Raw genomic sequence first — 10,941 nt, forward strand, 5'->3', positions numbered from 1 at the left:
CGGACATTACCAAAAACCGGATGGCATAAACTGCTCCGGCTTCAGGCGCTTTTGTGCTAAATTTGTCCGGTCATTGTTGTGGATATAGCGAAGCCCCATGAGCGGAATGCCAGTTAAAAAACCAGTTTTATCACTTTGCATGTTATTGATTGCGCTTATCTTTCACCATTCCGGGTTCCATGCGGCCAAGATGTAAACGAATACGGCAAGAAGCATGAACGTTATCTGGAGTGGCGCCGGTGCACCCGAAAACACAGTGAAGTGGTGCGGGAGATGCGTGACCGGTTACGCGCCGTCGAGCGCAATATTTATTGACCTCTGGAGAGCAAGCTGATGATCACATCGATTATTTTACTGAATGTCGTCCGTACCCGGATCAATGAGATCGCGGAACAGTTGGCCGGGATGGATGAGGTATCCGAGGTCTACTCGGTGACCGGCAACTATGATCTGGTGGCCATTGTGCGTGTTGAGCACAATGATGATCTGGCTCGACTGGTGACCGATCAACTGGTCAAGATCGACGGCATCGAAAAGACCGATACCATGCTGGCATTCAAGGCTTACTCCAGACACGATCTGGAAGCGATGTTCTCACTCTGATTTCAACACAAAGCCTGTTCAAATTAATACTCCGGGTTGGGCTATGATTAATGCCTCTCTTAGCAGTTGAGCGTTAATCGGATCAGGAGAACAGGTGATGAGTGAACCCGTACGTGCAGCAGATAGCCCCTTTGCGGTTGAGGTCGAACAGGGCAAGACCTACTACTGGTGTGCCTGTGGCCGGAGCGCAACCCAACCCTTCTGCGATGGTTCGCATAAGGTGACAGAGTTCCGCCCGGTGAAATATGAGGCTGTAGAGTCAGGAACTGTCTACTTTTGCGGCTGCAAGGGGTCGCAGAATAAACCCCTGTGTGATGGCAGTCATAAGAAAACCTGAAAATCCATCTTTCCCGGCCATATTCAGGCGACTCCATTTCTGAGCCGATGGCGGGCGCGAATCCCGCCCGGTTTGCTTACGATCAATTCGTATTGATTCGATCTCAGCCTATAATTGCCGAATCGTTATAGGTGGAGCTTATATGAACAGTTTTGGAACCCTGAAGATTTTTGCCACCGCCCTGATGGTCAGCGTGCTGGCCGGGCCGGTTATCCAACGACTGCTACCCGATTGGGCGACGCTGGCGGAGAGCGTCGGATCGGGCGGTGCCTGGTTCGCCTCGATCATGTACCACATTGTTTACGGGATCATCATCGGCGCGGCAGCGGCGTTGGCGGTGACTCTGCTTGGCCGATTCGGCAAGTTTTTGACCCTGCCCGGTGCGGCGATTGCGGCGCTGGTCACTGTTGTGCTGTTTGATGCCGGATTTGTGCTGTTCAAGCCAAAGGTGGAGACTTTCGCCTGGCTGGCGCTGATTCTGGCGCTGATCAGTTTTGCCGCCCATACCCTGATGACCTTCATTCCGGTTGGCCAGCATGCGGGGGATGATAACCGGGAACTGCCGGGGTAATTTCAGCCCCTCCCGGTTTGTCGTTTTGAAAAATCAGGTGCTGCCGCCCCGGTAGCGGATCGACCGCAAACAGAAAAACACTATCCCGCCAGTGTGCCGAATTCACGATCGGCGAAAAATCCCTGCGGATCTTTCAGCATCAGGATGCTGTCCTGGATCGCCTTCAAATGATGGAACTCTTCGTGGGCCAGTTGGGTATAGAAGTTTTTCTCAAACAGATCGGTGACGGCTTCCGCCCGTTCGGCATAGAAATTCTCACCCTTGCGCTCGAACTCGGCGGCCTGTTCAAGTGCCGCGATATCGTCAGCATCCAGATGCTGTTTTTCATCCAGTTCGGCCAGGGCGTTGGTGAAGATGGTCTTGTACGCTTCCCCAGTCTCTTCGGCCACGGGGGGGTGCTCTGGCCAGACGCCGGATTGTTCCAGGGTGTGGTAGATCTCGCGGATGCGCCGGATGTGGCCCTCCTCGGACTTGCGCAGATATTCAAACATGTTGCGTCCGATATCACTGGTGGCTTTGTCGCGGGAAGCCTGGTAGTAGGCCATACCCTCTTTTTCCAGTTGCATGGCCCTTTTGAGGGCGTTTAGTCGTACATCCAGCATCGTTCTGTCTCCGGTCAGACGGGAAGAGTCATAACCCGGCATGTGAATATGCTTCTTTATTCAGCGCCGAATATCGTAATCTGTATCAGTTTTACACGGTTTGCCATCAACTGGCAAAGGAACTGTTTGGGTGACGTAGGGCTCCGATCCCTTCTGCGCCTTCGATTTCTATTTCTCCCCCAGGGCTCGAATGGTCTGCATGAAGTCCTTTGCAAACTGTTCGCCATCCAGCTTGGCAAAGTCGAGCTGGTACTTTCCATTGATGATCAATGCGGGCACGCCGGTCAGCTCCGCCTGATCGAACAGGCGCCTTGACCGTTCGATCAGTATTGAAACCTCCTGGCTGTTCATCTGCTGCTCCAGGGCTTCCCTGGTGATACCGGCGTCGCTGAACAGGTCGGCCACTTCGTCCAGTGTCGGATAGCGCTTTTCATTGCGCTTGTCGGCGTAGATTTTGAACACCCGATCATAGTGGGATTCCTTTACCCCCAGGGCCTCCATGGCGTAATAGATTCGCGCCTCGATCTCCCAGCGCTGGTTTGGCGCCGCCGGGATGGTGATGAACTGGATATCCTGGTTGTCCTGCCTGAATGCCTTGACCAGGGGTTCCAGGCTGTAGCAATGGGGGCAGCCGAACCAGAAAAATTCCACCACATAGGGTGCGCTGGCGCCCAGTTCATCGGTTGGCAGGGGTGTATTGAGCAGGGTGTACTTGTCCTGGGCGATGTCCACCGCGGTCTCTGTCAGGCTGGTCTGCTTGCCAGGCTCTGGTTTCGGAACCTGGGTGCCATTGTCGCAACCCAGAAGGGCCAGTCCCAGACTGGCGATGAGGAGGTACTTTTTCATTATTTTTCCAATGGATGGTTAAATTGGGGAATGGTCTTGGGCGACGCTCGACCGGGGAAGAATAGCCTTACACCCGGCGGACTTCAACCTGGAGCGCTGTTTGATGTCGCGCCTGTTATCCGGGGTGAGATAACCTTCACGCCATGATCGCCTCTGTGCAATACTCACTGCTGCTTCATGGTGAATTATTGCTTTGTAACCGAGTGGCGGTACATTCGGGGCTACGCCGCTGATGAGAGGAGCTGTGTCCGTTGAGTTATCGAATCGATTCCACTGTACGGAAACTCACCCCCCCCAGGATCCTGTTGCTTGACTGGCATGCCACGCTGGTGGATTCACTGGATGCCATGTATCGCGCCATCGATGATCTGCTACCGCAGTTTGAAGAGCTGGGGCTGTTGAACCGTCTGGCCCCGGAGGAGCTGAGCAAGACCCCGGATGATGTCAAGCTGGTCCGCTTTGTCCGTATTTTCCGGCGTCTGCACCCCAAGATCCGCGCCGAACGCCGGGTCTCCCGGACGGATATTTTTGATGCCCTGTTCGGTCCCGACCTGGAGGCGATCTCGATTGCCCACAAGGCGTTCAACGAGTGCTACCGGGACCATTTTGGTGAAGTGAAGCCGTTCGAGGTCGGGATGCGGGAGCGGTTGCTGTTGTTGCGAAAACTGGGTATTCGCCTCGGGGTGCCGACCAACCGCAGCCGGGAGTTTCTGGGGCAGGAGATGCACAGCCTGGAAGGGGGCAGTTGGGTCGAGCTGTTTGACACCACCGTGTGTGGTGATGAGGTGACTCACCACAAGCCGGCACCGGATGTTCTGCTCCAGGCCATCGCCAACCTGAACGCCGAACCGGGAGCGGATGTCTGGTATCTGGGGGATAGTCGCACCGATACCATCGCCGCCAAGGAGGCCGGCATCACCAGCATCTTCTACAACGGCGCCATGTGGGACTGGGATTGGCTGGAACGGATCTTTCCCCGTACCGAGCAGCATCCACACAAGCCGGACGCGGTGGTGGATGATCTCGATTCACTGCTGGATCTGCTCTACAAGCTGGAGCCGGAAACGATAACACCGGAACGATCCGCCATCTGGGCGAGCCGGCCGGAACCGTTGCCACCGCGCCGCCCGCCGCCGCCCCGTATCGAACCGGACTGGCATCCGGCGGTGGTGGACCTGACCGCCCCGGTGCTGCTGCTGTTTGACTGGCACGCCACCCTGGTGGATACCCTGGATGCCATGTATCACGCGGTGGATGATATGCTGCCCGAGCTCGATACGCTGGGACTGTCGGAGCGCCTGGTGGATTCCGCCCACAGCAAGACTCTTGAGGATGCCAAACTGGTGGAGCACGTGCGCAATTACCATCAGTTGCATCCCAAGATCAAGGCGGACCGGAAGATCTCCCGCACCGATATTTTTGAAGTGCTGTTTGGTAGCGATGAGGAGGCCAAGCAGATTGCCCATGCCGCGTTCAACCGGCACTATCGCAACCACTTTGGCGCTGTTTACCCGTTTGAACCCGGGGTCAAGGATATGCTGGTGGCACTGCGCGCGCTGGATATGAAGCTGGGGGTGCTGACCAACCGTGATCGCGAGTTTTTCGAGCACGAGCTGGCGGCCGTGGAAGGTACCGGCTGGACCGACCTGTTCGACACCACGGTGTGCGGTGACGACACGGCGCTGCGTAAGCCCCATGCCGAGCCGATACTCAAGGCGCTGGACAATCTCCACCTGCTGCCGGGGCCGGAGATCTGGTATATCGGCGACAGCACCACCGACACCATCGCCGCCAAGCGGGCCGGCGTCACCAGCGTTTTTTTCAACGGCGCCCAGTGGGATCAGCAGTGGCTGGACAAGATCTTTCCCGGCACCGAGCGGCACCCGCACAAGCCGGATGTGGTGGTGAATGATTTTGGCGAGTTCTGGGCCCTGACCCTGGCCTGTCGCGCGGCCCGTCCACGCAAAGGGTGGAGCATCTGATCGGTCGGATCAGAGGCCGCTGTTATGGATATCAACCGTTTTCACTGCCCGGGCTGTGGCCAGCGAGTCGAATCCTGGGTGGCCCGGCGGCCCGAATTCCACTGTCCTGGTTGTGCTCAACGGTTTCACTCCAATTACCGCCGTTCGCTGAAACGGAGTGCGCTGTTCGGTCTGTTGTTCTGGATTGGTGGAACCGCGCTGGGCTGTCTGCTGATAGATCCCTGGCAGGTGGTGTTTGTATTTGCCATTGAATTCGGTGGTCTGCTGGCTTTCGCCGCTGCCTTCCTGCTGCACCGTTACACCATCCGTATCACTCCAGATCCATAGGGCGGACCATGCCAGCCCGGAGCCGGTTTCCTCCCCTATGGATAGTCCGCCTCAGACCCCCACACGACTAAAATCTGTCCCCACCCTGAGTCCGTAATGCTGTTCCAGGTCAAACTCCTGGATCAGGCCGTCCACTGCCTGCTGACCCTGGGTGCGCTGCATCTCGCCGAGAATCATGCGCACTGCATTGCGGTTGTAGCCGCTGCCGAACTGTAGCTGTACCTGTATCAGCTCCCGTGCCCTGTCGATATTCATAATGCGTCACCTTTTGACCGGCCTCTAAAAAACTTACGACCGGCTGAAACAGCTTCTACCGGTACGGCTGGCCGCCGGCGTGAGTTTGATCTGTAGGAGGCTCGCGCCGGGCCGAATTCCCGGCGAGGGTGCCATCCTGGTGTGCGAATCCGTGGCGGAGTCAACCCTGAACCGGTTTTACGCGCATACCGACGGTATCGAACAGATGTGATTCCGGCATGCCGCATAAAAGCACATAAAGTTTGCGTAAATATAATAATAAAGCAAATAAAATTGCATTCATCCATTCTGCTGCCTATGCTTTAGGGCAGTTCAGCACCCTTTGTGATGCGTAACAACCCCCGGAGACTATGGATAGCCAGCGACAGAACGCCACCGGCATGGAGAGCGTGAACGGGCCGCAATCCCTGGAGCAGCTCTCCCGATTGCTGGCGGACCTGAAATCAGGCACCGCGGAGCTTAAAGTCGGCAAGCGCGCGCTTGAGGTGCTGGACGGAATGATTACCTATCCCAAGCAATCCGCGATCTCCTCCATATCGCATCTGGCCAAGACATTCGACGTGAACCCCTCAACCCTGACCCGGCTGGCCAAATCCCTCGGATACAAGGGGTTCGCCGAGCTGCAGAAAATCTTTCGGGATTACACCGCCGGTACGGAAAACTTCTACAGCCGGCGTGCCGGACAGCTGTTTCAGCGTGAGGATAACCGTCATGAAGGGATGCATCTGGCGACCCGGATCGCCAATGAGGAGACCCAGAACATCGCCAGTATGGTCGATAACCTCAACAGCAAGACACTGGATGGGGTGGTGGATCTGTTGGTCCACGCGCCGCGCATACGTACCCATGGTTTGCGCCAGTCCTATCCGATCGCCAACTATCTCTCCTATGGGTTGGGTCTGATCCGCAACAATGTCTCGGTTCTGAGTATTGCCGAGCATGGCATTATTCATGGAATCTCCCAGCTGGAACCGGGTGACCTGTTGTTTACCATCGGCTGTGCTCCATACACCCGCAGTACAGTCACGGCCTCACAGGTCGCGCGGGAGCAGGGGGTTGCGGTGGTGACGATCACGGACAACCACGCCTCGCCGCTGGCGGCCTCGGCCAGCTATACCTTCATCTCGCCCACTTCCGGCACCTTCTTCAGTAACAGCATGAGCGCATCCCTGGTGCTTATCGAAGTGCTGCTCTCCCTGGTGGCACGCAAACTGGGCGACAAGGCGCTGGACTCGCTTATGCGCTATGAAAAGTTGATCGGGAAAATGCAATTTGAGATATGAACAGCCAACATGAAAACCTGCTGGTGACCTGTGATGACGGCATTGCCGAGCTGCGCTTCAACCGTCCGGAGCGGCTGAACGCGGTCAATGAAGCGCTCTATGCGGAGTTGCAGGAGCAGCTTGGACGGCTGGAGCAGATGCCAGATGTAAGGGTGATCCTGCTGACAGGTGCAGGACGCGCCTTCTGTGTTGGTGCCGACATGAAGGCCCATGGCGAGGCCACACGCAGCGCCTATCAGCGCCGTCAGTACCTGAACGCGGAACAGCAGGTATGTCGGGCCATTCGCGAATCCGCCAAACCGGTAGTGGCGGCGGTCAACGGTTATGCCCTGGGGGCCGGTGCCGAGATGGCCATTGCGGCGGACTTTATACTGATGAAGGCGTCCGCCCGGATCGGTCTGCCGGAGATCACCATCGGCACTTTCCTGGGGGGCGGCGTGACCCACACCCTGCCACGCCTGGTCGGGCTGGCGAAGGCGCGTGAGCTGGTGTTTCTGGGAGAAAAGATAGACGGTGCGGAGGCGTTGCGCATCGGCCTGGCCAGCCGCTGTTTCGCCGATGACCGGTTTGATGAGGAGGTTCGGGCATTTTGCCGCCAGCTGGCGCTTGGCGCACCGCACTCCATGCAGCTGGCCAAGCGGCAACTCAATCATGCGCTGCAACAGGGTTTTGATAATGCGTTGCAGGCGGAACTGGAGGGCATGACCTTCTGTGCAACCACCCGGGACTGGCAGGAAGGGGTGGATGCGTTCCGGGAGAAACGTGCACCGCGCTTCGAGGGACGCTGAGATGACCCGGCCAATGGACAATCCGCTGCAGCAGATTCTCGCCCCTCGCTCCATTGCCGTGCTGGGTGCCTCCCGTGACGCCGGGAAAAGGGGCAACCTGGCGATCCGTTATCTGCAGCAGAATCAGTTTCAGGGAGCAATCTATCCGGTCCATCCGAAAGAGACAGAGGTGCTGGGGCTGGCATGCTATCCCACGGTCGAGAGCCTGCCGGAGGCAGCGGACCTGGCCTTGATCTGCACCGCCGCAAACACTTTGCCTGAGCTTGTCCGCCGCTGCGGAAGCAAGGGAATTCGTGGGGCGGTGGTACTGGCCACCGGTTTTTCCGAGACCGGAGAGGTGGGGCTGGCGCTGGAGAATGAGATGGTGCGGGCGGCCCGGGAGAGTGGGCTGAGAATCATCGGTCCCAACACCTCCGGCATGTTCAATACCCATTGCGGCGCCAACCTGGTTGGCTATCGGGATTTGCGTACCGGTTCGATTGGCCTGCTCTCCCAATCCGGCAACATGGCGCTCTCGCTGGTGACCGAAGGGGGGCAGCACGCCACGCTGGGTTTCTCCACCTATGTGGGTGTGGGTAACGAGGCGGACGTGCAGTTTCACGAATATCTGGACTACTTCGCCGCCGACCCACATACCCGGGTGATTGTCGGCTATGTGGAAGGGCTGAAACAGGGCCGGCGTTTTTTGCAATCCGCCGCCAGTATCTGCCTGGAAAAGCCGCTGGTCATTTACCTGTCAGGCCGTACCGCGGTTGGCCAGCAGTCGGCACGCTCCCACACCGGTGCACTGGCCGGCAGCTATGAGATGGCGAAAGGCGTGATGCGACAGGCCGGAGTATTGCTGGTGGAGCGGGCCGACGAGATCCTGCCGGTTGCCAGTACTCTGGCGTCAACCGCAGAATGGTTACCGCTCAACGGCAACCGTGTCGCCATTCTCGCCGATGGTGGGGGGCACGCCACCATCGCTGCCGATGCCCTGCATCAGCTCGGCCTGTCGATTCCGTCGTTGAGTGAAACGACCCGGCAGCAGCTGCGTAGCCTGTTGCCACCGGCCGCCGCTATCAATAATCCGGTGGATGTGGCCGGTGGCACCGATAATCATCCGCAACTGTTCGCCGACTGTGCCGAGGTCCTGCTGGCCGACAGCCGGATCGATGCCCTGTTGATCGTCGGTCTGTTCGGTGGCTATGCGTTGCGTTTTTCCGAATCGCTTGCCGGCGAGGAGCGGCAGTGTGCCGAGCGGCTGGCCCGGTTGCCGGGCAGTCTCGGAAAACCACTGCTGCTGCAGAGTCTTTACCGGCCGCTCAAGCCTGAACCGCTGCGCTATCTCGAAAGTTCGAATATCCCGCTGTTCAGCTCCATTGATGAAGCAGCCCGCTGCCTGGCTGCCGTGGTCAATTACAGCGAGGCAAAAAAACGGCTGTCGATCCATGACCAAACAGCAGCGGCCGATCCGTCAATCCCGGTATCCGAGTTGATTTTCAAAGTGCTGCAGGCAGGCCGTAGCAGCCTGTATGAATACGAGGCGCTGGATGCACTCGCCGCCTACGGGGCGAAGGTTGTCGTGCCGCAGGTGATCCGGGATGAAGAAGGATTCAGCGACATGGCGCCGTCCCCGCCGGATCTGCGTTATGTGATGAAACTGGTGTCCCGGGACATCCTGCACAAGACGGATGCGGGCGGTGTCAAGCTTGACCTGATGCGCGACGATTTCCCGCAGGCCTATCATGAGATCCTGGCCAACGCCCTGCGCTACCAGGCGGACGCTCGGATCGAAGGGGTACTGTTGGTGCCGATGGCGGAGCCGGGTGTGGAGGTGATTATTGGTGTCACCCAGGACAGGCAGTTTGGTCCGGTGATGATGTTCGGACTCGGTGGCGTATTTGTGGAAGTGTTGCGGGATGTGGTGTTTCGCACGCTGCCTTTGCGCCGAGCCGATGCGCTGGAGATGCTGGATGGGATTCGTGGCAGTAAAGTCCTGGATGGAATCAGGGGCGGGGAGCCGGTAGACCGGCAGGCGCTGGTCTCCCTGATGCTGGCGGTTTCCGATCTCTGCATGAACCACCCCGAAATCGTCGAGCTGGATCTAAACCCGGTGCTGGCAAGGCCCGGGGATTATTGCGTGCTGGATGCACGCGTCTTGCTAAACCCGCAACAGGAGGCGGCATGATTGGCACGGCACGAGGGAGAGATGCCCGGGCGTGGTCCCGGCGATCAATGCGTTTATTGAATAGCGCAAAACGAAATTCAAGGGAAGGTAGGCACGTTTCCTTGGCATCGTGCGGCTATCCGGGCACGGGTAGGCTGCACATTTTGCGGAACAAACTGCTACCAGTGAAGGTAGCAAGCTGAAACTGTTCACTCAGGAGGATTTATCATGTTGAAGAAAAAAGTAACCACCTTGGCACTGCTGGCGGGACTGGCGCTGGGTGTTGTCGGCGCCGCCCATGCGGAGTCATTTATCACTATCGGTACCGGCGGTGTTACCGGTGTCTATTATCCCACCGGCGGCGCGATCTGCCGTCTGGTGAATAAAAACCGCGCGGAGCACGGCATCCGTTGCTCCGTGGAGTCGACCGGTGGTTCGGTCTATAACCTGAACACTATCCGTGCGGGTGAGTTGGACATGGGCGTGGCGCAGTCAGACTGGCAATACCACGCTTATCATGGCACCAGTAAGTTTGAGGAGAGCGGTCCAAACAAGGAACTGCGCGCTGTCTTCTCGGTGCACCCGGAACCGTTCACCGTGGTGGCGCGTGCCGATTCCGGCATCAAGACCTTTACCGACCTGAAGGGAAAACGGGTCAATATCGGCAATCCCGGTTCCGGTCAGCGTGGCACCATGGAGGTGTTGATGGAAGCGTTGGGCTGGACCAAGGATGACTTCTCCCTGGCTTCAGAACTGAAGTCGGCCGAGCAGTCAAAAGCCCTGTGTGACAACAAGATCGATGCCATGGTGTTCACTGTGGGTCACCCCTCCGGCTCCATCAAGGAGGCCACCACCACCTGTGATGCCGTACTGGTCTCGGTCACCGGACCGGAAGTGGAGAAGCTGATCGCGGAGAACGCCTATTACCGGGTCGCCACCATTCCGGGCGGAATGTATCGTGGTAATGACAATGATGTGCAGACCTTTGGTGTGGGTGCCACCTTTGTCTCTTCCACCAATACCCCGGCTGATACCGTTTATCAGGTGGTCAAAGCGGTGTTCGAAAACTTCGATGACTTCCGTAAGCTGCATCCCGCTTTTGAAGTTCTGAAGAAGGAGCAGATGGTCAAAGATGGTCTGTCGGCCCCGCTGCATGACGGAGCGATGAAATATTATAAAGAGGCTGGCCTGATGTAAG

Annotated in this window: 13 protein-coding genes; 9 read left to right on the forward strand and 4 right to left on the reverse strand. The window is 57.8% G+C overall.

Annotated features, from left to right (window positions below; genetic code table 11):
• Window positions 1-6: 6 nt before the first annotated feature.
• Window positions 7-141 carry a hypothetical protein gene (locus A3GO_RS26675; protein WP_273437252.1) on the reverse strand — a complete coding sequence of 45 codons (135 nt, stop codon included), beginning with the start codon at window positions 139-141 and terminating at the stop codon, window positions 7-9.
• 192 nt (window positions 142-333) lie between these two features.
• Here A3GO_RS26675 and A3GO_RS0105655 point away from each other — a divergent pair, with 192 nt between their 5' ends.
• From A3GO_RS0105655 to A3GO_RS0105665, 3 genes are all read left to right on the forward strand, one after another.
• Entirely contained in the window at window positions 334-603 is a 270-nt protein-coding gene (locus A3GO_RS0105655; RefSeq protein ID WP_029132582.1) for an Lrp/AsnC family transcriptional regulator, read from the forward strand.
• A 97-nt stretch (window positions 604-700) separates the two neighbouring features.
• Window positions 701-940 carry a CDGSH iron-sulfur domain-containing protein gene (locus A3GO_RS0105660; RefSeq protein ID WP_029132583.1) on the forward strand — a complete coding sequence of 80 codons (240 nt, stop codon included), beginning with the start codon at window positions 701-703 and terminating at the stop codon, window positions 938-940.
• 142 nt (window positions 941-1,082) lie between these two features.
• A complete protein-coding gene (locus tag A3GO_RS0105665) occupies window positions 1,083-1,511 on the forward strand; it encodes a hypothetical protein (protein ID WP_029132584.1) in 429 nt (142 codons plus the stop codon).
• A gap of 80 nt (window positions 1,512-1,591) precedes the next feature.
• Here A3GO_RS0105665 and A3GO_RS0105670 read toward each other — a convergent pair whose 3' ends face one another.
• Together A3GO_RS0105670 and A3GO_RS0105675 are read right to left on the reverse strand one after the other, a co-directional pair.
• On the reverse strand, window positions 1,592-2,113 hold the full coding sequence (locus A3GO_RS0105670; RefSeq protein ID WP_029132585.1) for a ferritin family protein: 522 nt from the start codon (window positions 2,111-2,113) through the stop codon (window positions 1,592-1,594).
• Window positions 2,114-2,281: 168 nt separating this feature from the next.
• Window positions 2,282-2,959: a thiol:disulfide interchange protein DsbA/DsbL gene (locus A3GO_RS0105675; RefSeq protein ID WP_029132586.1), complete on the reverse strand. Its 678-nt coding sequence runs from the start codon at window positions 2,957-2,959 to the stop codon at window positions 2,282-2,284.
• 251 nt (window positions 2,960-3,210) lie between these two features.
• Here A3GO_RS0105675 and A3GO_RS0105680 point away from each other — a divergent pair, with 251 nt between their 5' ends.
• Window positions 3,211-4,941 (forward strand): HAD family hydrolase, encoded by a 1,731-nt coding sequence (locus A3GO_RS0105680; RefSeq protein WP_281179366.1) that lies wholly within the window; start codon window positions 3,211-3,213, stop codon window positions 4,939-4,941.
• A gap of 24 nt (window positions 4,942-4,965) precedes the next feature.
• Complete coding sequence (locus A3GO_RS0105685; protein WP_029132588.1) at window positions 4,966-5,268, forward strand: hypothetical protein; 303 nt, start codon at window positions 4,966-4,968, stop codon at window positions 5,266-5,268.
• A 51-nt stretch (window positions 5,269-5,319) separates the two neighbouring features.
• Here A3GO_RS0105685 and A3GO_RS0105690 read toward each other — a convergent pair whose 3' ends face one another.
• Entirely contained in the window at window positions 5,320-5,523 is a 204-nt protein-coding gene (locus A3GO_RS0105690; protein WP_029132589.1) for a hypothetical protein, read from the reverse strand.
• A gap of 350 nt (window positions 5,524-5,873) precedes the next feature.
• Between A3GO_RS0105690 and A3GO_RS0105695 the strand changes: the two genes are divergently transcribed.
• From A3GO_RS0105695 to A3GO_RS0105710, 4 genes are all read left to right on the forward strand, one after another.
• Window positions 5,874-6,806: a MurR/RpiR family transcriptional regulator gene (locus A3GO_RS0105695; RefSeq protein ID WP_051301875.1), complete on the forward strand. Its 933-nt coding sequence runs from the start codon at window positions 5,874-5,876 to the stop codon at window positions 6,804-6,806.
• Window positions 6,803-7,594, forward strand: coding sequence for an enoyl-CoA hydratase/isomerase family protein (locus tag A3GO_RS0105700; RefSeq protein WP_037374751.1), 792 nt, complete (start codon window positions 6,803-6,805; stop codon window positions 7,592-7,594). The genes A3GO_RS0105695 and A3GO_RS0105700 overlap by 4 nt, the downstream gene beginning before the upstream one ends.
• A 1-nt stretch (window position 7,595) precedes the next feature.
• The gene (locus A3GO_RS0105705; protein WP_245621678.1) at window positions 7,596-9,764 is read left to right on the forward strand and encodes an acetate--CoA ligase family protein; all 2,169 of its coding nucleotides are present in this window, start codon (window positions 7,596-7,598) and stop codon (window positions 9,762-9,764) included.
• A 207-nt stretch (window positions 9,765-9,971) separates the two neighbouring features.
• The gene (locus A3GO_RS0105710; protein ID WP_029132593.1) at window positions 9,972-10,940 is read left to right on the forward strand and encodes a TAXI family TRAP transporter solute-binding subunit; all 969 of its coding nucleotides are present in this window, start codon (window positions 9,972-9,974) and stop codon (window positions 10,938-10,940) included.
• Window position 10,941 lies beyond the last annotated feature (1 nt).

Origin of the sequence: Sedimenticola selenatireducens DSM 17993, from assembly GCF_000428045.1 — a bacterium.
GTDB classification, from domain to species: domain Bacteria; phylum Pseudomonadota; class Gammaproteobacteria; order Chromatiales; family Chromatiaceae; genus Sedimenticola; species Sedimenticola selenatireducens.